This window comes from Rhodococcus sp. 14-2470-1a, from assembly GCF_002259425.1.
In the GTDB taxonomy this organism is placed as follows: domain Bacteria; phylum Actinomycetota; class Actinomycetes; order Mycobacteriales; family Mycobacteriaceae; genus Rhodococcoides; species Rhodococcoides fascians_E.
The window spans coordinates 159,626-179,322 of sequence record NZ_NPFZ01000031.1; the positions used below are offsets into that span (position 1 = coordinate 159,626).

Annotated in this window: 18 protein-coding genes; 16 read left to right on the forward strand and 2 right to left on the reverse strand. The window is 65.7% G+C overall.

Going from position 1 to position 19,697, the window contains the following annotated elements; translation table 11 throughout:
• Positions 1-38: 38 nt before the first annotated feature.
• The 7 genes from CH292_RS20525 to hisI are packed head-to-tail and all read left to right on the forward strand — an operon-like array spanning position 39 to position 4,842.
• Complete coding sequence (locus CH292_RS20525) at positions 39-1,151, forward strand: MFS transporter (RefSeq protein WP_094655586.1); 1,113 nt, start codon at positions 39-41, stop codon at positions 1,149-1,151.
• A 9-nt stretch (positions 1,152-1,160) separates the two neighbouring features.
• Positions 1,161-1,790 carry an imidazole glycerol phosphate synthase subunit HisH gene (gene hisH, locus CH292_RS20530; RefSeq protein WP_019665867.1) on the forward strand — a complete coding sequence of 210 codons (630 nt, stop codon included), beginning with the start codon at positions 1,161-1,163 and terminating at the stop codon, positions 1,788-1,790.
• An 11-nt stretch (positions 1,791-1,801) separates the two neighbouring features.
• Positions 1,802-2,050 carry a hypothetical protein gene (locus tag CH292_RS20535; protein WP_019665866.1) on the forward strand — a complete coding sequence of 83 codons (249 nt, stop codon included), beginning with the start codon at positions 1,802-1,804 and terminating at the stop codon, positions 2,048-2,050.
• Between the two features lie 32 nt (positions 2,051-2,082).
• Positions 2,083-2,817 carry a bifunctional 1-(5-phosphoribosyl)-5-((5-phosphoribosylamino)methylideneamino)imidazole-4-carboxamide isomerase/phosphoribosylanthranilate isomerase PriA gene (priA, locus tag CH292_RS20540; RefSeq protein ID WP_026347902.1) on the forward strand — a complete coding sequence of 245 codons (735 nt, stop codon included), beginning with the start codon at positions 2,083-2,085 and terminating at the stop codon, positions 2,815-2,817.
• Between the two features lie 27 nt (positions 2,818-2,844).
• Positions 2,845-3,675, forward strand: coding sequence for an inositol monophosphatase (locus CH292_RS20545; protein ID WP_094628901.1), 831 nt, complete (start codon positions 2,845-2,847; stop codon positions 3,673-3,675).
• Complete coding sequence (hisF, locus tag CH292_RS20550) at positions 3,672-4,445, forward strand: imidazole glycerol phosphate synthase subunit HisF (protein ID WP_019665863.1); 774 nt, start codon at positions 3,672-3,674, stop codon at positions 4,443-4,445. Before CH292_RS20545 ends, hisF begins: the two co-directional genes overlap by 4 nt.
• Before the next feature lie 58 nt (positions 4,446-4,503).
• Entirely contained in the window at positions 4,504-4,842 is a 339-nt protein-coding gene (gene hisI / locus CH292_RS20555) for a phosphoribosyl-AMP cyclohydrolase (protein ID WP_019665862.1), read from the forward strand.
• A gap of 5 nt (positions 4,843-4,847) precedes the next feature.
• Here the strand turns inward: hisI and CH292_RS20560 are convergent, their stop codons facing one another.
• Both CH292_RS20560 and CH292_RS20565 read right to left on the reverse strand, forming a co-directional pair.
• Positions 4,848-5,345, reverse strand: coding sequence for a MarR family winged helix-turn-helix transcriptional regulator (locus CH292_RS20560; RefSeq protein ID WP_019665861.1), 498 nt, complete (start codon positions 5,343-5,345; stop codon positions 4,848-4,850).
• 93 nt (positions 5,346-5,438) lie between these two features.
• Positions 5,439-5,903 (reverse strand): peroxiredoxin, encoded by a 465-nt coding sequence (locus tag CH292_RS20565; RefSeq protein WP_033188589.1) that lies wholly within the window; start codon positions 5,901-5,903, stop codon positions 5,439-5,441.
• Between the two features lie 79 nt (positions 5,904-5,982).
• Between CH292_RS20565 and CH292_RS20570 the strand changes: the two genes are divergently transcribed.
• The 9 genes from CH292_RS20570 (at position 5,983) to CH292_RS20610 (ending at position 19,691) form a co-directional block, all read left to right on the forward strand.
• Positions 5,983-7,569, forward strand: coding sequence for an anthranilate synthase component I (locus CH292_RS20570; protein WP_019665859.1), 1,587 nt, complete (start codon positions 5,983-5,985; stop codon positions 7,567-7,569).
• A complete protein-coding gene (locus tag CH292_RS20575; RefSeq protein ID WP_094655587.1) occupies positions 7,566-8,264 on the forward strand; it encodes a TIGR02234 family membrane protein in 699 nt (232 codons plus the stop codon). Before CH292_RS20570 ends, CH292_RS20575 begins: the two co-directional genes overlap by 4 nt.
• 78 nt (positions 8,265-8,342) lie before the next feature.
• Positions 8,343-9,152 carry an indole-3-glycerol phosphate synthase TrpC gene (trpC, locus tag CH292_RS20580; protein ID WP_037107691.1) on the forward strand — a complete coding sequence of 270 codons (810 nt, stop codon included), beginning with the start codon at positions 8,343-8,345 and terminating at the stop codon, positions 9,150-9,152.
• Between the two features lie 72 nt (positions 9,153-9,224).
• Positions 9,225-10,538 carry a tryptophan synthase subunit beta gene (gene trpB / locus CH292_RS20585; protein ID WP_037107692.1) on the forward strand — a complete coding sequence of 438 codons (1,314 nt, stop codon included), beginning with the start codon at positions 9,225-9,227 and terminating at the stop codon, positions 10,536-10,538.
• Positions 10,535-11,338 carry a tryptophan synthase subunit alpha gene (gene trpA, locus CH292_RS20590; RefSeq protein ID WP_094655588.1) on the forward strand — a complete coding sequence of 268 codons (804 nt, stop codon included), beginning with the start codon at positions 10,535-10,537 and terminating at the stop codon, positions 11,336-11,338. The genes trpB and trpA overlap by 4 nt, the downstream gene beginning before the upstream one ends.
• Positions 11,338-12,372, forward strand: a complete 1,035-nt coding sequence (lgt, locus tag CH292_RS20595; RefSeq protein ID WP_094655589.1) for a prolipoprotein diacylglyceryl transferase — start codon at positions 11,338-11,340, stop codon at positions 12,370-12,372. Before trpA ends, lgt begins: the two co-directional genes overlap by 1 nt.
• Before the next feature lie 3 nt (positions 12,373-12,375).
• Complete coding sequence (locus tag CH292_RS20600) at positions 12,376-13,311, forward strand: TM2 domain-containing protein (protein WP_037180699.1); 936 nt, start codon at positions 12,376-12,378, stop codon at positions 13,309-13,311.
• 298 nt (positions 13,312-13,609) lie between these two features.
• Positions 13,610-18,193, forward strand: coding sequence for a glutamate synthase large subunit (gene gltB, locus CH292_RS20605; protein ID WP_094655604.1), 4,584 nt, complete (start codon positions 13,610-13,612; stop codon positions 18,191-18,193).
• Positions 18,186-19,691, forward strand: coding sequence for a glutamate synthase subunit beta (locus tag CH292_RS20610; RefSeq protein ID WP_019665851.1), 1,506 nt, complete (start codon positions 18,186-18,188; stop codon positions 19,689-19,691). The genes gltB and CH292_RS20610 overlap by 8 nt, the downstream gene beginning before the upstream one ends.
• Positions 19,692-19,697 lie beyond the last annotated feature (6 nt).

Consider the following 19,697-nt stretch of genomic DNA (forward strand, 5'->3'; position numbering starts at 1 on the left):
CTTCTCGGCTCCTGAAGATCGAGGGGCTGCCCGCGGCGATGGTCATGGGGGCGGCTGCGTTCGGTGGGTGGGGACTGCTCCTGCCCGTCGTTCCGTTGGCAGTGTCGGTCGGAGGCGGATCCGCGGCCGTGGCCGGGGCAACCACGGCCTTGTTCATGACAACGACGGTTCTCACCCAGCTCTTCGTTCCCCGGCTACTAGTTCGCTTCGGTCACCGGCCGGTGCTCGCGGCGGGATGCACCCTCCTCGGAGTGCCTGCGCTCGTCCTGGTGGCGTCGGCCGCTGTGGTGCCCGCGCTGGCTGTATCCGCTGTACGCGGAGTGGGTTTCGGGCTGTTGACCGTCGCCGGTGCGGCATTGGTGGCGGAGTTGGCCCCGCCCGCTCTGCTGGGGCGGGCCACTGGAGCACAGGGCATCGCGGTGGCGCTGTCGCAGATGGTGACGCTGCCGCTCGGCCTCGTGCTGTTCTCCGTGTCCCCGACGGCAGTGTTCGTCGTCGGGGCGCTGGTCTCGGTGAGCGGGCTGTTCGCGACCGTTTTTCTGCCGCCGGTACGGCCGATGGCTCCGCCGCGTCGGGACAAGTCCGACGGACGATCGTCCGCACGCGCGCTGGTGATTCCGTGTCTCGCCGTCGCGGCGGCATCTGCGTCGTTCGGTGGGTTGTCCAGTCTGCTGCCGATCGCCGAGCCCGGCCGGGAGTCGATGATCGGTGTCTCCCTCGCCGTGATCAGCGGTTCGATGCTGATCGGACGCTACGGCGCGGGCGCAGTGGCGGATCGTCTCGGCATCGGGCGCTCTCTCGCACCAGCGCTGCTGCTGGTGTTCAGTGGGGGATCGTTGTTCGCTGTCGCCGTCGCACAACGCAACCCCGCGGCTGTGTTCGTCGCCGCGGCCGTACTGTTCGGCCTCGGGTACGGAGCGACCCAGAACGACAGCCTGGTGATGACGTTCCGTGCGGCCGGCCCGGACAGATTCAGCCAGGCCAGTGCCGCCTGGAACATCGGGTTCGACGCGGGGACCGGGGCAGGCGCCATGGCCCTCGGGGTGATCGTCGGGACGGTCGGCTACGCCACAGGATTCGCGACGGCGGCGTCGGTGGCGCTCGTGATGGCCGCGGTGGTCGCGGTCTACTCGTGGCGGAGGCCTGGATAGACTGGCGGCATGAAGTCTGTCGCGCTGCTCGATTACGGCTCGGGCAATCTGCATTCCGCGAAAAGGGCCCTCGACCGGGTGGGCGCAGACGTCACTGTCACCGCCGATCCCAAGATCGCGCTCGCGGCCGACGGGTTGGTGGTGCCCGGTGTCGGCGCGTTCGCTGCGTGCATGGAGGGCCTCCTGGGAGTCAAGGGAGACCGGATCATCGGGCAACGTCTTGCCGGTGGTCGACCGGTCCTCGGCATCTGCGTCGGAATGCAGATCATGTTCGACCGTGGCGTGGAATTCGGAACGTCGGCCGCTGGTTGCGGTGAGTGGCCGGGGACCGTCGAACGACTGCAGGCGGACGTGCTGCCGCACATGGGCTGGAACACCGTCCGAGCACCGGAGAAGAGCGTTCTGTTCGACGGTATCGACGCCGATACGCGGTTCTACTTCGTGCACTCGTACGCAACCCAGAAGTGGGAGATGGACGTCGGCGACACCATTGCCGCACCTCTGCTGACGTGGGCCGATCACGGCGGTGATTTCCTCGCCGCCGTCGAGAACGGTCCGTTGTCCGCTACGCAGTTCCATCCGGAGAAGTCCGGTGACGCGGGGGCCGCGCTGCTGAAGAACTGGATCGACTCGCTGTGAGCACGGCCTAGGTGAGCGACCGGGAGTTCTCGTTCGGGCGTCTGGCCGTCGCCTCCCTCGGGAGCGCGACGCTGGTTCTCGTCGTCACCACCGCGATCGTCGCCGTCGTGCGACCGGGGCCAGGAGTCGGGCTCTTGATCGTTGCCATCGGAATCGCTGCGGCGATCACCGCGATGGGTGTGGTGTCCACACGCATGACTCGCCGCGGTCTGGGCGCAGAGGGTTCGGTCGAGGACGGCAGCGGAGACCCTGAGCGCTGACGGCGTCGTCGATGGCAGTAGCATAATCGCACGTGAGCCTGGTCTTATTGCCTGCTGTCGATGTCGCAGGCGGCGAAGCTGTCCGTCTCGTTCAGGGAGAGGCGGGGAGCGAAACCAAGTACGGATCGCCTCGTGACGCCGCCCTCGCATGGCAGAACGACGGTGCCGAATGGGTCCATCTCGTGGACCTCGACGCCGCGTTCGGTCGTGGATCCAACCGTGAGTTGCTGGCCGAGGTCGTCGGCGAACTCGACGTGAAGGTGGAACTGTCCGGCGGAATTCGCGACGACGAGTCGCTTCGTGCGGCGCTCGCGACGGGTTGTGCGCGTGTCAATCTCGGAACCGCTGCGTTGGAGGACCCGGAGTGGTGCTCGCGGGCGATCGGCGAGTTCGGCGACAGGGTCGCCGTCGGGCTGGACGTGCTGATCGTCGAGGGGCAGAACCGTCTGCGTGGCCGCGGGTGGGTCAGCGACGGCGGTGATCTGTGGGAGGTTCTCGAGCGGCTCGAGCGCGACGGTTGCTCCCGGTACGTCGTCACCGACGTGACGAAGGACGGCACACTCACCGGACCGAATCTCGACCTGCTTCGCCAGATGTGCGAGAAGACCGACAAGCCGGTCATCGCGTCCGGAGGCGTCTCCACGATCGAGGACCTCCGCGCGATCGCGTCGCTGGTACCCGAGGGAGTCGAAGGCTCGATCGTCGGTAAAGCGCTGTACGCGGGCCGATTCACATTGCCCGACGCCCTCGCGGCCGTGTCCCGCTAGTACCGGAAGACGAGAGACATTTCATCGATGAGCCTGCCCGAGGACCCGCAACGGTTGCTGGAGATCGCCGGTCGATTGCTCGACGGTACCCACGACCGCTTCGTCGCGGGCGTCGGTGCTCCGAGCGCGGTGCAGAAGGGGCCGGACGACTTCGCGACCGCGGTCGATCTCGAACTGGAGAAGCGGTTGTCCGCAGAACTGGTCGAGCACACCGGGATTGCGGTTCACGGTGAAGAGTTCGGCGGGCCGGATCTGAGTACGGGCACGGTGTGGGTCCTCGACCCCATCGACGGGACGTTCAACTACTCGGCCGGATTGCCCTCGGCCGGAACGTTGTTGGCGTTGCTGCACGACGGCGTGCCGGTGCTCGGGTTGACCTGGCTCCCGCTCGTCGGGCACCGGTTCACGGCGGCAGCCGGTGGGCAGGTGCACCTGAACGGTGAGGCATTGCCGAGACTGGGCAGTCGCGCACTGTCGGATTCGATGATCGGGTTCGGTGCGTTCAACATCGCCAGCCGAGGCCGCACGCCAGGCCTGTACCGGGTGCGAATCCTCGAAGAGCTGTCGAAGGTGTCCTCCCGCTTGCGTATGCACGGTGCCACCGGCGTCGACCTCGCCTACACGGCGAGCGGAGTGCTCGGCGGATGCGTCGTGTTCGGTCACCGTGCGTGGGACAACGCGGCGGGCGCGCTGCTGGTGCAGGCAGCAGGCGGCGTGGTCACCGACCTGGCGGGTGAGCCGTGGACCGTCGATTCGACGTCGGTGCTCGCTGCCTCTCCCGGAGCACACGACGAACTGCTGAAGGTCATCACCGACCTCGGTGATCCCGCCGATTTCCTGGAAGGACGAGTGCGATGAGCGTCGCCGTACGTGTCATCCCGTGCCTCGATGTCGACGCAGGCCGCGTCGTGAAAGGCGTGAACTTCGAGAACCTGCGGGACGCAGGCGATCCCGTGGAACTCGCGGCGGCCTACGACGCCCAAGGTGCCGACGAATTGACGTTCCTGGACGTCACCGCGTCCACTTCGGACCGCGCAACGATGCTCGACGTCGTCAGCCGAACTGCTGAGCAGGTGTTCATTCCGCTGACCGTCGGCGGGGGAGTGCGCACCGTCGCGGACGTCGACAGGCTGCTGCGTGCAGGCGCGGACAAGGTGAGCGTGAACACCGCCGCCATCGCGCGCCCGGAGCTTCTCCGCGAACTGAGCGAACGGTTCGGATCACAGTGCATCGTGCTGTCGGTGGACGCGAGGACCGTGCCGACCGGCGGGCAGGACACACCGTCGGGTTGGGAAGTGACGACGCACGGTGGAAAGCGCGGTACGGGCATCGATGCTGTCGAGTGGGCGGTTCGTGGTGCCGAACTGGGTGTCGGCGAAATTCTGCTGAACTCGATGGACGCGGACGGAACCAAGGCGGGTTTCGATCTGCCGATGATCGCAGAGGTTCGTCGAGCCGTGCACGTGCCGGTGATCGCCAGCGGCGGAGCAGGACTGGTCGAGCATTTCCCGCCGGCGGTGAGGGCAGGCGCGGACGCAGTCCTCGCGGCCAGCGTCTTCCACTTCGGGGATCTCACGATCTCCCAGGTCAAGGACGCAATGCGCAGCGACGGCATCGTCGTCAGGTGATGCGCCCCTCGGTCGTACCGAGGGTGTCGCTGTCGATTCGAGAGGTATAACGGTTGTCATGAGTCTCGACCCCGCTATCGCGGCACGCCTCAAACGCAACGAGGCGGGTCTCGTCAGCGCCGTAGCTCAGGAGAAGTCGTCCGGTGACGTTCTGATGGTCGCCTGGATGGACGACGAAGCCCTGGCTCGGACGCTGGAAACGCGCAAGGGAACCTACTATTCGCGTTCGCGGCAGGAGTACTGGGTGAAGGGCGAGACGTCCGGCCACACCCAGTACGTCCACGAGGTTCGACTCGACTGCGACGGAGACACCGTTCTCCTCGTCGTCGATCAAGAAGGCGGCGCCTGTCACACCGGTGACCACACCTGCTTCGATGCCGACGTGCTGTTGAGCTAGTGCAGTCAGGCTTTGCCTGTGCCTTCGGCAATGCCCTTGTCGAGTTGGGTGAGGATGGTGGAGCTGAGTCGGCCGAGTGCGGTGACCTGGTCGTCGTCGAGTCCTTCGAACAGCAGGGCTTGGACGGTGGCGACGTGGCCTGGTGCCGATTCGACGACTTTGTCCATTCCTGCGTCCGTGAGGACGGCGTAGCTGCCACGTGAGCCTTCGATGCTCTCGCGGCGTACCCAGCCGATCTTCTCGAGCTTGGTCACCACGTGGGACAACCTCGACAACGATGCGTTGGCGAATTTGGCGAGGTCGCGCAGCTGGATTCGCCGGTTCGGGTCCTCGGACAGCACGGACAACACGAAGTAGTCGAAGTGTGTCAGCGAGGAGTCGCGCTGGAGCTGCGTGTCCAGAGCCGCGGGGAGTCGGGTGATGATCGCGACTACGGAGCGCCAGGCCTCTTGTTGGCTGTCGGTGAGCCAGCGTGGTTCGGAGTGGTCTACCGACTCGGCCATCGCGGGGCAACCCTTCTTTCGAGCGAACAGTTGGTTGTAGTCAACACAGTGTTTCACTCGATTGAAGGTTCACGTTATCGCCCCGTGCGGTGGCTATGCCTTCGAGCGGTTCCGAACGAACTCCAGCGCGTGGTCGGCGTGCGCCTCGAACCTGAATTCGCTGGTGAAGACGTCGAGAACGGTCCGGTCCGTGTCGATGACGAACGTTGCCCGCTTGACCGGGGACAGCTTGCCGAGCAGGCCGCGTCGCACTCCGAACTGTGTGGCGACGGCGCCGGACTCGTCCGACAGCAGCGGATAGTCGAAGGACTTCACGTCGGCGAACTCGGCCTGCTTGGAAACTGCATCGGTGCTGATTCCCACGCGAGTGGCACCGGCCTCGGCGAACTCGGCGGCGAGGTCGCGGAAGTGGCAGGCTTCGACGGTGCAGCCCGGTGTGAGTGCGCCGGGGTAGAAGAACAGCACCACGGGCCCGTTCTGCAGCAGAGTGTCGAGCGATTGCGGGGTTCCGCTCTGGTCCGGCAACGTGAAGTTCTCTACACGATCTCCTGGTTTCATTCCTGCGACGCTACCGCTCGGTAAGTTCGAAGACCACCGCGCACCACACCTTCTGTCGGGCACCTGGGAGGATGTACGCATGCATGGCGAGACCACCACCCTGCCCGGCGTCCACTCCGATCCGGATGCGGAATCGACAACCAGTCGCGAGGTCTTTCGGGCGCTCGCAGCCGAGCACCGAGTGGTGCCGGTGGTGCGCAAGGTTCTCGCGGACTCGGAGACCCCACTGTCCGCCTACCGCAAGCTCGGTGGCGACCGGCCGGGCACGTTTCTGTTCGAGTCCGCCGAGAACGGCCGGTCCTGGTCACGGTGGTCGTTCATCGGTGCAGGAACACCTGCAGCGTTGACGACGGCCGACGGTGAGGCGGTATGGCGCGGCAACGTCCCCGCGGGCGTCCCGACCGGCGGCAACCCGCTGGACGTTCTGGGAAGGACGCTCGAACTACTGCGCTCGGAACGGCTTCCCGATCTGCCGCCGTTGACGGGCGGCATGGTCGGCTACATGGGGTACGACGCTGTTCGGCGTATCGAGAAGCTGCCGGAGCACGCTCAGGACGACCTGCAGGTGCCGGAGATGGTGATGCTGCTGGCAACCGATCTCGCGGCCGTCGATCACCACGAAGGCGCGATCACTCTCATCGCCAACGCGGTGAACTGGGACGGCACGGACGATCGTGTCGACGAGGCGTACGACGACGCAGTTCGCAGACTGGACCGAATGTGCGCGGATCTCGCGGCGCCCGCACCCTCGACCGTGTCGACGGTGAGCCGACCCAAGCCGGACTACCGCCGTCAGCGCACGTCCGAAGGATTCGGACGGGACGTCGACAGGCTCGTGAAGGAAATCGAGGCGGGCGAAGCCTTCCAGGTGGTGCTGTCGCAGCGATTCGAAATGGACACCGACGCCACGCCGCTCGACGTGTATCGCATGCTTCGAGCGTCGAATCCCAGCCCGTACATGTACCTGCTGCACGTGCCGGGCGAGGACGGCGAGACCGCGTTCTCGATCGTCGGATCCAGCCCCGAAGCTCTCGTGACCGTCGTCGACGGTGTCGCCACGACTCACCCGATCGCCGGTACGAGGTGGCGAGGCGAGTCCGAGGAGGAGGACATCCTCCTCGAGAAGGACCTCCTGGCGGACGAGAAGGAGAACGCCGAGCACCTGATGCTGGTCGATCTCGGTCGCAACGACTTGGGGCGCGTGTGCACGCCGGGCACCGTGCGGGTGCACGACTATCGCCACATCGAGCGATACAGCCACGTCATGCATTTGGTGTCCGTCGTCTCGGGACATCTGGCCGAAGACAAGCAGGCACTCGATGCAGTCAAGGCGTGCTTCCCGGCAGGAACGCTGTCCGGTGCGCCGAAGGTGCGCGCGATGGAGTTGATCGACGAACTCGAACCGACGCGGCGTGGTGTGTACGGCGGGATCGTCGGATACCTGGACTTTTCCGGTGACGCCGACACTGCGATCGCGATTCGCACGGCTCTGATGAAAGACGGCACGGCCTATGTACAGGCCGGAGCGGGTGTGGTCGCCGACTCGGTCGCAGAGTACGAGGACACCGAGGCACGGAACAAGGCGATGGCGGTTCTGGGCGCCGTTGCCGCGGCCGAATCCCTCCGAGCCGTCGGCAACGATGCGGCGGGAGGGAACGAGAAGTGACCGCAGCTCCGGCGTCGGGCACCGGGCGACCGGCGAAATCGAGAGCCGCGGCGATCCCCGTCGTCGCGATGCTGATCGGGGCGCTGTGCCTGTGGGGGAGTTCCCGGATGACGTGGGTTCACGTGATCTCGTCCGACGGGCTCGGGGAGAACCGGGCGACGGATCTTCTCGGAAGCACGTGGGCAGCGGCATCGACTCCGTTGGCTCTGGCGTTGGTGGCGGCGGTTGCCGCGTCGTTCGCGGTGCGCGGGTGGGCTTCTCGGGTTCTCGCGGTTCTCGTGGGGCTCGTGGCGGTCGGGGCAGGGGTTCCCGCAGTGCAAGCTCTGGTCTCGGACGTATCGGAGGCGAGGGCTGCGGATCTGGCCGAACTCCCTGGGCGTGCGGACGTGGTCGGCGCGGAGGCGTTCACGTTGCCCGCGGTCGTCGCACTGGTGGGCGCACTGTGCGCAGCGCTCGCCGCGGTCATGCTGCTTAGGAAACCGACCGCACGGAAGGTACTGTCTTCGAAATACGACGCACCCGCTGCGCGTCGTGAGGAAGTGGCACGACGAGCATCAGCGGCAGCATCGTCGGCCACGGACCGGGCCGCTTCGAACGACGAGGGGGAGGACTTGACGGAACGAATGCTGTGGGACGCACTCGACGCCGGTGAGGACCCCACTGACCCGTCGGGCACCCGGAGAAAAGAAGACTGAAGCTGCCGACTACGCTAGGGCAGGCCTGAAATGAGTTTTCTCACATCAGGTCATCGATGGGAAAGGACTCGGGTCACCATGACTGTTCTCGATTCGATTCTGGACGGTGTGCGAGCCGATGTCGCTGCCCGGGAGTCGGTAGTCGACTTCGCGACGGTGAAGGCGGCAGCGGCGAAAGCATCCGCACCGCTGAACGCGACGGCGGCGCTGCACGAGGACGGAATCGGTGTCATCGCCGAGGTCAAGCGGGCAAGTCCGTCGAAGGGCGCGCTTGCCGAGATCGGTGATCCCGCCACACTCGCCCAGGCCTACGAGCAGGGTGGAGCACGCATCATCAGCGTGCTCACGGAGGAACGACGGTTCCACGGTTCGCTCGCGGACTTGGACGCAGTACGCAAGGCCGTGAGTATCCCGGTGTTGCGCAAGGACTTCATCGTCGGTCCGTACCAGATTCACGAGGCGCGGGCGCACGGTGCCGACGTAATTCTGCTGATCGTCGCGGCGCTGGAGCAGGACGCACTCGTGTCGTTGCTCGATCGCACGGAGTCGCTTGGAATGACCGCGCTCGTCGAGGTTCACACCGAAGCCGAAGCCGACAGAGCGCTCGAGGCGGGTGCCCGCGTGATCGGGATCAACGCCCGCAACTTGAAGACGCTGGAAATCGACCGTGACAGCTTCGGTCGCATCGCTCCTGGGCTGCCCAGTGAGGTAATCCGTGTCGCGGAGTCCGGAGTGCGTGGAACTGCTGACCTTCTGGCCTATGCAGGCGCAGGAGCGGACGCCGTTCTGGTCGGAGAAGGTCTGGTCACCAGCGGCGATCCCCGTACGGCCGTGTCGGATCTCGTCACCGCGGGCACACACCCGTCCTGCCCTCGCCCCGCTCGCTGACAGGCCCGTCCGGCTTCCGATCGATCCTGCCCCGATGGTCGCTGCTGTCGACCGCTGGGGCAGACTGTTCGGGTGAGCAGCGCGCAGACGAACCCCGGTTTCAAGGGCGGCGATCTACCTCAGAGCAGTCTGGGGCTGACCGACCGTAGCCAACACGATCCCGACGTAGGTGGGCACTTCGGCGTCTATGGTGGCCGGTTCGTGCCCGAGGCGCTCATGGGTGTCATCGAAGAGGTCACGGCCGAGTACGACAAGGTTCGCTCGGACAACGAGTTTCTCGGCGAGCTCGATCGACTCCAGCGTGATTACACGGGGCGTCCGTCACCTGTCTTCGAGGCGACCCGTCTGTCCGAGCACGCAGGCGGCGCACGCATCCTCCTCAAGCGAGAGGACCTCAACCACACCGGATCTCACAAGATCAACAATGTGCTCGGTCAGGTTCTCCTGGCCAAGCGCATGGGTAAGACGCGGGTCATCGCGGAAACCGGTGCGGGACAACACGGTGTCGCAACGGCAACCGCGTGCGCTCTGCTCGGTCTCGAATGCGTCGTGTACATGGGCGAGGTCGACACCGAGCGTCAGGCGCTGAACGTCGCCCGCATGCGGTTGCTCGGATCCTCGGTCGTCGCGGTCAAGTCAGGGTCTCGCACGCTGAAGGACGCGATCAACGAGGCGCTGCGGGACTGGGTTGCCCACGCGGACAACACGTACTACTGCTTCGGCACCGTCGCCGGACCGCATCCCTTCCCGGCGATGGTGCGCGATTTCCAGCGCATCATCGGACTCGAAGCGCGGCAGCAGGTTCAAGCGTCCACCGGGCGGCTGCCCGACGCCATCGCGGCCTGCGTCGGTGGCGGATCGAACGCCATCGGCATCTTCCATGCCTTCATCGACGATCCGTCGGTGCGGCTGATCGGATTCGAAGCGGCGGGCGACGGTGTGGAGACGGGCAGGCACGCCGCAACGATCAGTGGTGGTTCGCCCGGCACGTTGCACGGCACCTACTCGTACCTGTTGCAGGACGAGGACGGCCAGACCATCGAGTCGCACTCCATCTCGGCCGGTCTGGACTATCCGGGTGTCGGTCCGGAGCATTCGTACCTCAACGACATCGGCCGTGCCGAGTACCGCGGCATCACCGATACCGAGGCGATGAATGCGTTCCGGCTCCTGAGTCGTACCGAAGGAATCATCCCTGCCATCGAGTCCGCGCACGCGGTGGCCGGAGCGTTGAAGCTGGGCAAGGAACTCGGCGAGGGCGCCATCGTCCTGGTCAACCTGTCCGGTCGGGGCGACAAGGATGTCGACACCGCGGCGGAGTGGTTCGGCCTCGTCGACGGTGACGGGGATGCAGAAGTAGACGGCGAGAAGGGCGAGAAAGCATGACCGAACGACGTTCGAGGCTCGCGGACACGTTTGCGCAGTGCCGATCGGAGAATCGTGCTGCCCTCGTCGGGTATCTGCCTGCAGGATTCCCGACGGTTCCCAAGTCGATCGAGGTCTTCGAGACGATGGTCTCGGCCGGCTGTGACATCGTCGAGGTCGGAATCCCGTACTCGGATCCGGTGATGGACGGACCGACGATCCAGGCCGCAGCCGACACGGCGCTGCGCGCGGGTGCACGGGTGCGCGACGTGTTCACCGTCGTGGAAAAGGTTTCCGCGGCGGGTGGCAAGGCCGTGGTGATGACGTACTGGAACTTGGTCATGCGCTACGGGATCGACGCGTTCGCTCGTGATCTCGCGGCCGCAGGAGGGCTCGGCATCATCACGCCCGATCTCATCCCCGACGAGGCAGGGGAGTGGATCGAAGCGTCGGACAGACATGACCTCGACCGCATCTTCCTCGTCGCGCCGTCGTCGACGGAGGAGCGTATCGCCAGCACGGTCGCGGCGAGCCGCGGGTTCGTCTACGCCGCGTCGACGATGGGTGTCACCGGCGCCCGCGATGCCGTGTCCTCGGCGGCGCCCGAACTGACGGCCCGTATTCGTCGCCACTCGGACATTCCGGTGGGCGTCGGCCTCGGTGTCCGGTCGGGTGCGCAAGCTGCCGAGATCGCGCAGTTCGCCGACGCGGTCATCGTCGGATCAGCGCTCGTCAGTGCCGTGGACCGCGGCCTAAATGCGGTCGCCGAGCTCACGTCGGAACTCGCCGAAGGCGTCCGATCCGCTAACGTGGCGTCGTGATGTCCGGCAGCTCCGCGTCGTCCGCAGTACTCGCGTACATTCCCAGTCCTCCTCAGGGAGTCTGGTACGTCGGGCCTCTGGCTCTGCGTGCGTACGCACTGTTCATCATCGTCGGGATCGTCGTTGCCATCGTGTGGGGCGATCGGCGGTGGGTTGCTCGTGGAGGCACGAAGGGCACGGTTCTCGACGTCGCCGTGTGGGCGGTCCCGTTCGGTCTGCTGGGCGGGCGGCTCTATCACGTGGCGACCGACTGGAGCACGTACTTCGGTCCAGGTGGCGATCCCGTGCGGGCACTCAAGGTGTGGGAGGGCGGCCTCGGAATCTGGGGCGCGGTGCTTCTCGGTGGTGTCGGCGCCTGGATCGCGTGCAGGCGACGAGGAATTCCGTTGCCCGCGTTCGGCGACGCCGTGGGTCCTCCGATTCTGCTGGCTCAGGCCATCGGCCGCATCGGTAACTATTTCAACCAGGAACTGTACGGCCGTGACACGACGGTGCCGTGGGGACTCGAGATCTACGAGCGCGTGAACGACTCGGGCCGCATCGATCAACTCACCGGAGTGTCGACGGGCGTCGTGGAGAAGATCGTCCATCCGACGTTCCTGTACGAACTGCTGTGGAGTCTCGCCGTCGTGGCGCTGTTGGTCGTCGTGGACCGCAGGTTCTCGATCGGCCACGGTCGTCTGTTCGCACTCTATGTTGCGGGGTACTGCGCAGGTCGGTTCTGGGTCGAGCTCATGCGCGACGACTACGCCACCCACATCGCAGGCATCCGCATCAACAGCTTCACGTCGGCCATCGTGTTCGTGGTTGCCGTGCTGTACTTCGTCCTCGCCACCAAGGGCCGCGAGGACCCGGCATCGCTCCGGTCCGACGACGACAGGTTCGACGACGACCGGTTCGCGGCCGGCGACAGGTCCGAAGGCGAGGACGGGTCCGGGGACGAACCATCCGACGGCGACGATGCTGCCGAGGTTCCGTCCGGCGACAACGCGGCGCCGGGGACCGATGCGCAGTCCACCTCGAACAAGGAGTGACCGGTGAGCGAGTCCGACAAGAATCAGGAATCCGGTTCCGGTAGCGCATCCGACGGCACCGAGTCGCGGCCCGAGTTCGCCTCGTCGTTCGACTACGACGCAACCGCCGAGGCGTCGCTGTCCGAGCCGCCTGCCACCTCGGAGGCAGGCCCGGTGACGGGAGCCGTCGGCTCCGGTTCCGGGTCCGGCCCAGGCTGGGACGTCCACTCCGGGGTCGGGAACGGTCCGGGTTGGGGTGAAAGTCCCAGCTACCCGCCGCCCAGCACTCCGGACACCACACCGCAGCCGACGGTCGATCTGGGCAAGCGCGCGTCCGCGGCCGGTGATCCGACGGCCGCTCACGCCCCTGATTCTCAGGGTTACCCGCCTTACCAAGCGGATTCACCGACGACTGCATTCGGCGCACCGGGCGGCCCCGTGTACGGCCCGCCGGATCCGAACTATCCGCAACCGGGCCCGTACGACGGACAGGGTTACGGTCCGCAGCAGGGCTATGGCGGATCCCAGGGCTACGGTCCCCAGCAGGGTTTCGGTGCTCCGCAGGGTTTCGGTGCTCCGCAGGGTTTCGGTCCACAGGGTTACGGTCCGCAACCGGGCTACGGTGCTCCGGATGGCTACGGTCCGCCGCCCGGGTATCCCGTGCCACCCGCGTATGCCGTGGGACCGTACGGTGTGGATCCCGTCGCTCCCTACGGCCGTCATCCGGTGACGGGCGAGCCGTTGTCCGACAAGTCGAAGGTGACCGGCGGGGTGCTCGGAATACTCCTCGGTCCGTTCGGTGCCGGACGGTTCTACCTGAATCAGCCAGGGATGGCCGTTGCACAGATTGCGGTGACGTGGTTGACGTGCGGTATCGGCGGAATCTGGCCGTTGATCGACGGGATCATGATGCTCACCGGGAACGTGCGCGATCAAAACGGACGCCCGCTGCGGGACTGAATCCGCCGGCATCGTTCGCTGGTGGCTGCCTGCCGGTGGAGGTAAGCCGGTCTGGTGGTTTCGGTGTTTGTCAAGAGCTACGGTAAGCTCCAGTCATTCGGTGCTGAGACGGCCGAATTCCTTCGCGGGCCAGAGTTGTCCCGGTAGACCCGTTCAGTGAAACAAGAGCTCCCACGAGCCTAGAATCGTGTCGGAGCTGATCGCTAGCGGAGTTGCCGAGGAGAACGAGACGGCGCCGTGATGTTTCGAGTGCCGTTCGCTCTGCGGTGCCTCCCTGGCCGAGAGGGAGGTGGCGGATTTGCTGTTCTCACAGTTGCCGGCGGAGCAGGGGCTGTACGACCCGTCTCGCGAAAAGGATTCCTGCGGCGTCGCGATGATCGCGGACATCGCGGGTCGCCGCTCTCACAGCATCGTCGCCGACGGCGTTCTCGCCCTGGAGAATCTGGAGCATCGGGGTGCTGCGGGCGCCGAGCCGAACAGTGGTGACGGCGCAGGCATTCTGATTCAGCTTCCGGTCGAACTGTTGGCCTCCCTCGCGGACTTCCCGTTGCCCGACGCCGCCGCCGACGGCGCGAACACGTTTGCCGCCGGTATGTGCTTTCTGCCGCAAGGAGTACGTGAGCGGGCTGCCGCCGTGGCTCGGGTCGAAGCGATTGCCGCCGAGGAGGGTCTGTCAATTCTCGGGTGGAGCGAGGTCGAGGTCGATCCGGACAAGGCCGATATCGGTGTGACGGCACTGGGCTGTATGCCGCACATGACGTATCTGTTCGTGACGGCTCCCGAGGTGAACGGCGTCAGGCCGTCGGGCGTGGTACTGGATCGTTTGGTCTACGGCTTGAGGAAGCGGGCCGAGCGGGTGACACCGGAGATCGAAGCTGCCGGCACCGGGCTGTTCTTCCCGTCGCTGTCCTCGCGGACGATGGTCTACAAGGGCATGCTGACGACGATGCAGTTGCCGCTGTTCTTCCCGGATCTTCGTGACCCGTTGTGCATGAGCGCAATTGCCATTGTGCACAGTCGATTCTCCACCAATACGTTTCCGTCGTGGCCGTTGGCGCACCCGCATCGGTACGTCGCGCACAACGGTGAGATCAACACCGTCAAGGGCAACCGAAACCGTATGCGCGCCCGTGAGGCGATGCTGGCGTCGAGTCTCATTCCCGGTGATCTGGAGCGTCTGTACCCGATCTGCAATCCGGACGGTTCGGATTCGGTGTCTCTCGACGAGGTCCTCGAACTTCTGCATCTCGGCGGGCGCAGCGTGCCGCACGTGGTCATGATGATGGTCCCCGAGCCGTGGGAGAACCACCGCACCATGGATCCGGCGGTGCGGGCGTTCTACCAGTTCCATGCGTCGGTCATGGAGGCGTGGGACGGTCCCGCCTGCGTCACGTTCACCGATGGTGCGTACGTCGGGGCCGTGCTGGACCGGAACGGTCTTCGTCCGGGCAGGTGGTGGCAGACCGAGGACGGTCGGGTCATTCTCGCCAGTGAGGCCGGTGTGCTGGACGTGCCGCAGTCCGAGGTGGTGGCCAAGGGACGGCTCGAGCCCGGCAAGATGTTCCTGATCGACACGGAGGCAGGCCGTCTCGTTCCCGACGAGGAGATCAAACTGCAGCTCGCGTCGGAGCACCCCTATCAGGAATGGCTGCATGCAGGCCTGCTCGAGATCAAGAGCCTGCCCGATCGTGCGCACATCCAGTACAACCACGACTCGGTGGTTCGTCGGCAGGTTGCGTTCGGGTACACCGAGGAAGACCTGCGCGTCGTGCTGACGCCGATGGCCGCGTCGGGCGGTGAGCCGTTGGGATCGATGGGAACCGACACGCCACCCGCTGTGCTCTCGCAGCGGTCGAAGCAGCTGTACGACTACTTCATCGAACTGTTCGCCCAGGTCACCAACCCGCCGCTCGATTCCATTCGCGAGGAGATCGTCACGTCGCTGACGCGAGTGATGGGCCCGGAGCAGAACTTGCTCGAACCGTCCGCTGCGTCGTGCCGTCAGATCGTTCTGCCGTGGCCGGTGTTGGACAACGACGAACTGAACAAGATCATTCACACTAACTTCGACGGCGATCACCCTGGCTTGTCGGCCACTGTGCTGCGGGCACTGTACGAGGTCGAGCGCGGCGGCGAGGGGCTCGCCGAAGCCCTCGAGGATCTGCGTCGTCGTGCCAGTGATGCGATCGCCGCCGGATACCGAACGCTCATCATCTCCGATCGGGACTCCGACCACACGTACGCGCCGATTCCGTCGCTGTTGGCCACGGCTGCAGTCCACCATCACCTGGTGCGCACCAAGGAACGCACCAAGGTCGCTCTCGTCGTCGAGTCCGGTGACGCACGCGAGGTCCACCACCTCGCCCTGCTGATCGGTTTCGGTGCAGCGGCGGTCAATCCGTATCTGGCGATGGAGTCCATCGAGGATCTCGTCGCTGAGGGTGAACTCACCGGTGTCGAGTCCACGGTCGCGGTCCGCAACTACCTGTACGGACTGGGCAAGGGCGTGCTCAAGGTGATGTCGAAGATGGGCATCTCCACGGTCGGCTCCTACACCGGTGCGCAGGTCTTCGAGGCCGTCGGTCTCGACAAGGAGGTCGTCCGCGAGTACTTCAAGGGGACGGTCAGCACCCTCGGCGGTGTCGGCCTGGACGTTCTCGCCGAGGAAGTCAAGCTGCGGCATCGTCGCGCCTACCCGGAGAACCCCACCGACCGGGTCCACCGTCGTCTCGACATCGGTGGTGAATATCAGTTCCGTCGCGAGGGCGAGCTGCATCTGTTCACTCCGGAAACCGTCTTCCTGCTTCAGCACGCGACCCGCACCGGGCGTTACGACGTGTTCCAGAAGTACAGCAGCGAGGTGGACCGGCTGGCGCGGGAAGGTGGTGCGCTCCGCGGTTTGTTCGAGTTCAAGGAAGGCCTGCGCGCCCCTGTTCCGCTGGACGAGGTCGAGTCGGCCGAGTCGATCGTCACCAGGTTCAACACCGGTGCGATGAGCTACGGGTCGATCTCTGCCGAAGCGCACGAGACCATGGCCGTCGCCATGAACAACCTCGGCGGTCGCTCCAATTCCGGTGAGGGCGGCGAGGACACGGATCGGTTGTACGACAAGTCTCGTCGCAGCGCGGTCAAGCAGGTGGCGAGCGGCCGCTTCGGGGTCACGAGCGACTATCTGGTCAATGCCAGCGACATTCAGATCAAGATGGCGCAGGGCGCGAAACCTGGTGAGGGTGGTCAACTGCCCGGCTACAAGGTGTATCCGTGGGTCGCCAAGACCCGTCACTCGACGCCGGGTGTCGGTCTCATCTCGCCGCCCCCGCATCACGACATCTACTCCATCGAGGACCTGGCGCAGCTGATCCACGATCTCAAGAACGCCAACGAGAATGCACGCGTCCACGTCAAACTCGTCAGCTCGGTCGGAGTGGGCACCGTGGCAACGGGTGTGAGCAAAGCGCACGCCGACGTCGTCCTGATCTCGGGTTACGACGGCGGCACGGGTGCGGCGCCGTTGACGTCGCTCAAGCACGCGGGCGCTCCGTGGGAGATCGGTCTCGCCGACGCTCAGCAGACTCTGGTACTCAACGGACTCCGCGACCGAATCACGGTGCAGTGCGACGGTGGGCTCCGCACCGGCAGGGACGTCATCGTGGCGGCGCTGCTCGGTGCCGAGGAGTTCGGATTCTCGACGGCTCCGCTCATCGTGTCGGGATGCATCATGATGCGTGTGTGTCATCTCGACACGTGCCCGGTGGGCGTGGCGACCCAGAACCCGGAACTACGCAAACGGTTCACCGGAAAGCCCGAGTTCCTGGAGGACTTCTTCCGGTTCGTGGCCGAGGACGTGCGCAAGTATCTGGCGCAGCTCGGTTTCCGCAGCATCGACGAAGCCGTCGGGCACGCAGATGCTCTGGAGACGGCCGCCGGTGTGGCGCACTGGAAGAGCAAGGGCTTGGACCTGACGCCGATCTTCGCCATGCCGAAGGATCAGCACGGCGCACCGATGACGCAGCGTCGACGCCTCCGCGGTCAGGACCACGGACTCGATCTCGCGCTCGACCGAACCCTGATCCAGTTGGCCGAGGGTGCACTCGAGGATGCGCATCCCGTGAAACTGGAACTGCCGGTGCGCAACGTCAACCGAACCGTCGGCACTCTGTTGGGTGCGGAGGTCACACGCCGGTACGGCGGTGCGGGGCTTCCCGACGACACGGTGCGCGTCGAACTGACAGGGTCCGCAGGTCAGTCGCTCGGTGCATTCCTCCCCACCGGGATCACCCTCGATCTGATCGGTGACGCCAACGACTATGTCGGAAAGGGGCTTTCGGGCGGCCGCGTCGTCGTCCGGCCGTCATCCGACGCCACCTTCGTCGCGGAGGACAACGTCATCGCCGGCAACACCATTCTCTACGGCGCCACTGCGGGTGAGGTCTTCCTGCGCGGACGGGTGGGGGAGCGGTTCGCGGTCAGGAATTCCGGCGCGACTGCGGTCAACGAAGGCGTCGGCGACCACGCGTTCGAGTACATGACAGGTGGCCGTGTCGTTGTCCTCGGACCGACCGGACGCAACATGGCCGCCGGTATGTCCGGAGGTATCGCCTTCGTCCTCGGGCTGGACGAGAGCAACGTCAACATGGCCATGGTGTCTCTGCAGACGCCCGATCCCGACGATCTCGCATGGCTGCGGGACACCGTCGAGAACCACCGGAAGTGGACGGGATCCGCGGTGGCGTCGTCGCTGCTCGCGGATTGGCCGCGCCGTTCCGCTCTGTTCACCAAGATCATGCCCGTCGACTATCAGCGTGTGCTGGAGGCGACCTCGATGGCGCGCGCCGAGGGGCGCGACGTCGACTCAGCAATCATGGAGGCTGCACGTGGCTGACCCACGAGGATTTCTGAACATCGTCAAGCAGGAAGCAGCGAAGCGGCCGATCGGTGAGCGGGTCAAGGACTGGAAAGAGGTCTACTCGCACCAGCCTGCCGACGAGCGAGCAGCCGAGGTCTCCGATCAGGCACGCCGGTGCATGGATTGTGGAATTCCGTTCTGCCACTCCGGAACTGCGGGCTGCCCCCTCGGCAACCTGATTCCGGAGTGGAACGACCTGGTGCGTCGAGACCGCTGGGACGCTGCGAGCGATCGCCTGCACGCGACGAACAACTTCCCGGAGTTCACCGGCCGTGTGTGTCCTGCACCCTGCGAAGCTGCGTGCGTGCTCTCGATCTCGGAGAGCGAGACCGGTGGAAGCGTGACGATCAAGCGCGTCGAGCAGACCATCGCGGACCTTGCGTGGGACGAAGGCAGCGTCGTACCGCAGCCGCCGACGATCAGCACGGGTAAGACCGTCGCGGTGGTCGGCTCCGGCCCGGCCGGCCTCGCCGCCGCGCAGCAGCTGACCCGCGCGGGTCACGACGTCACCGTGTACGAACGGGACGACAGGCTCGGAGGTCTGCTTCGGTACGGCATCCCCGAGTTCAAATTGGAGAAGTCGGTTCTGGATCAGCGCCTCATGCAGATGCGTGCGGAGGGTACCCATTTCGTCACCGACTGCGAGGTCGGAATCGACTTCACCGTCGAACAGTTGCGGGCGAAGTTCGACGCTGTGGTTCTTGCTGTCGGTGCATTGCGGGCGCGGGACAACACCGAGGTCGAGGGTCGTGGTCTGAGCGGTATCCACCTCGCCATGGAGCATTTGGTGCCGTCGAACAAGGAATGCGAGGGCGACGGCCCCACGTCCATCTCGGCCAAGGACAAGCACGTCGTCATCATCGGCGGCGGAGACACCGGAGCCGACTGTCTCGGCACGGCGCACCGTCAGGGCGCCGCGTCGGTGACGCAGCTGGATTACAACCAGGCGCTTCCGGATGCTCGGGACGACTCCAAGTCGCCGTGGCCGTCGTGGCCCCTCGTTCTGCGCACCTCACCGGCCCACGCCGAGGGTGGTGTCGTGCGGCATCAGGTTGCCGTCCAACGTTTTCTGGGCGACGAGAACGGCCGCGTTCGAGCGATGGTCCTCGCCGAGGTCGAGGTACAGCGCGACGCAGACGGCCGACGGATCATCACCCCCATCGGTGAGGAAGTCGAGCTTCCCTGCGATCTCGCGCTCTTCGCGATCGGATTCGACGGTGTCGAGCACAGTCCTCTTCTCGACGACTACGGCCTGTCGCTCACTCGTCGCGGTTCGCTTTCCTGTGGGCCCGACTGGCAGACCACCGCTCCCGGCGTGTTCGTCTGCGGCGACGCTCATCGCGGCGCGTCTTTGGTGGTCTGGGCCATTGCAGAGGGACGGTCCGCGGCGCATGGCGTCGACGCGTTCCTGACCGGTCGCTCCGACCTTCCGTCGCCCGTTCATCCGACGGCTCTGCCTCTCGCAGTGGTGTGATCAGCA